The organism is Capnocytophaga sp. oral taxon 338 str. F0234, assembly GCF_000192225.1.
Taxonomy (GTDB): domain Bacteria; phylum Bacteroidota; class Bacteroidia; order Flavobacteriales; family Flavobacteriaceae; genus Capnocytophaga.
In genome coordinates this window covers 1-2,024 of sequence record NZ_GL872415.1, presented here as the reverse complement: position 1 = coordinate 2,024, position 2,024 = coordinate 1, and the positions used below count along the sequence as shown (strand labels likewise).

General features: G+C 29.4%; 4 protein-coding genes. All 4 read left to right on the top strand.

Features of this window, described 5'->3' with window-relative positions; genetic code table 11:
- Positions 1–162: 162 nt before the first annotated feature.
- The gene (locus tag HMPREF9071_RS10805) at positions 163–609 is read left to right on the top strand and encodes a hypothetical protein (protein ID WP_009401276.1); all 447 of its coding nucleotides are present in this window, start codon (positions 163–165) and stop codon (positions 607–609) included.
- Between the two features lie 2 nt (positions 610–611).
- Positions 612–932 (top strand): hypothetical protein, encoded by a 321-nt coding sequence (locus HMPREF9071_RS10800; protein ID WP_009401275.1) that lies wholly within the window; start codon positions 612–614, stop codon positions 930–932.
- A gap of 141 nt (positions 933–1,073) precedes the next feature.
- Positions 1,074–1,361, top strand: coding sequence for a hypothetical protein (locus HMPREF9071_RS10795; protein WP_009401273.1), 288 nt, complete (start codon positions 1,074–1,076; stop codon positions 1,359–1,361).
- A 73-nt stretch (positions 1,362–1,434) separates the two neighbouring features.
- Positions 1,435–1,869, top strand: coding sequence for a hypothetical protein (locus HMPREF9071_RS10790; protein WP_009401272.1), 435 nt, complete (start codon positions 1,435–1,437; stop codon positions 1,867–1,869).
- Positions 1,870–2,024: the final 155 nt, after the last annotated feature.

Genomic DNA, 2,024 nt, shown 5'->3' with positions numbered 1-2,024 from the left:
AATGCAAAAATCATTAAAAAGTTTCCATTTGGCACAATTTGTACACCTAAAAATTTTTTAATACATTTAAAAACACGTATGTTAAAAAATACGGCAGGAGCTAAAAAAGGAGAATTAGCAAAAGAAACAATACTAAAAGATTTATCATAAACTATATTAATAATGAAAATATTTATTCAATATCTAATTTTAGCAATATTTTTGTTTAATTGTAAAAATAATAACTTAAGAATGGAAATAGATAAAAATAAAGCGATATCTTACAACGAGTATTCACAAGAATTTCGAGAGTGGGAATCTACAAAAAACATAAAGTTAGAAGAGGCTTATCGAATACATTTAGATTATGCTTCAAAAAATCAAGATAGGATAAAACTTAAATCAAGTAGAGGGTATCCTCTATTTTATGTTTATGATGATTACTATATATTTTCTACGGTAACATATATCCATAAGATTGGCGTTTTTAATTGTACGGGCATTTGGGTTAATGCAAATACAGGTGAAGTTAATTATGTCGAGGTAGGTAAAGATCAAAATTTTCATACAAACTCAAGTATTTGGCTAACTTCTTATAATGGAGAAAAAATAAAGATAGAAGAAAAATAAAATTGATAAAACCGAAAGAGCTCTTGTGGTGGGAAGATAAATATCACAATTTAGGAACTTATAGTGTTATTCCTATCCTTGGAGAACAATGTACTACAGTGAAAATATCGATAGAGAAATCAACCGAAGTTTTCTCAACATTCGATATAACATCAACAACTCAATCACCACAAGGTTTTTTGGAACTTTTAACAGAGGAAGGTGAACATACTTATGGTTCTAAAAAAGGGAATAAATTAACCATAAATAAAGAGTATAGAGAGATTCCTTACATAGAAATTCGTGATTTCAGATCAAGTTATAACCAACAGTTGAGTAATTAGAAATAAAAATATGTATAAAGTTATTAAAATAGTTATTATTATGGGTATATTAAGTAGTATTTTTTCTTGTAAAGTAGAAAAAGACATCTCTATATATAGAACAGAGGAATTCAAAAAAAAGGAAAAACATTTAAACTTTCATTGGATGAAGCAGGGCAAAAATGTATAAAATATATTTTAAAAGAAGAAATAGCTAATGATGGTTTTTTTGAATTGGATATTATATATGGAGATTATTATATTTTTAAGCCAAAGGGGGAACCATATAGCTTGAAAACAGGAAACTATAACTTATCTGGCATTTGGATTAATGGTAACACTGGGGAAATAAAGGAAGTTAAAACAAATAAGAATATTAAGATCTTACTAGAATATAATAGTCATATATCTTATACGAGAAAAATTGAGAAAGATAAGGAGGAAAATTGATGAAAAAGTTTCATTTAGTTTTAGCTATAGGGTATTTATCCTTGAGAAGTGGTAATTACTTCTTCTCCACCAAATGCCTCAGCCCAAGGCTTCAAGTGGACATAAGCTCATCTTTACTGAAGATGAGAGCATCTTGCTTACTGATAAGAATGGCAATGTAATTAAGTTGGATACTCAGGGTAAGAATATAGAAATTTCTGCGCCTGAGACTATTAATATCACAGCTAAGAACATCAATTTAAAGGCAAGTGATAGTATTGATTTTGATGCTAATGTAAATATCACTGAAACAGCAGGAAAGGCTAAGAGAAGTGATATTGGTGGAGATATGTTTGTATATGTAAATGGTGCTTTAACAGAGGTGATTGAGGGAGATTTACATAGCCATTCAAAAGGAGGAAGCCAATATACAGCGAAAGAGACTATTGTAGATAGCTCTAACAATATGAAAGTAAATTCTGCTACCTCTCTTAAAAAGAAGAGTGGAGAATATAATAATCAAGGCTAAAAGATAATACTATGAGAACAAGAATTGTAAAAGGAACAATGAACATCTCAAGTGATGGAGATATAGAATTTCATACCTTTGGAGGTGATTTAACTTTCAGTGCAGGTGGTAAAAATGAATGGACAAGCCCTCAAACCATTGTAGGGGCTTATGAA

Excerpts from the sequence above, each read along its gene's own strand:
- HMPREF9071_RS10805 (WP_009401276.1), top strand. The coding sequence starts at position 163 with ATGAAAATATTTATTCAATATCTAATTTTAGCAATATTTTTGTTTAAT.
- HMPREF9071_RS10790 (WP_009401272.1), top strand. The coding sequence starts at position 1,435 with ATGCCTCAGCCCAAGGCTTCAAGTGGACATAAGCTCATCTTTACTGAA.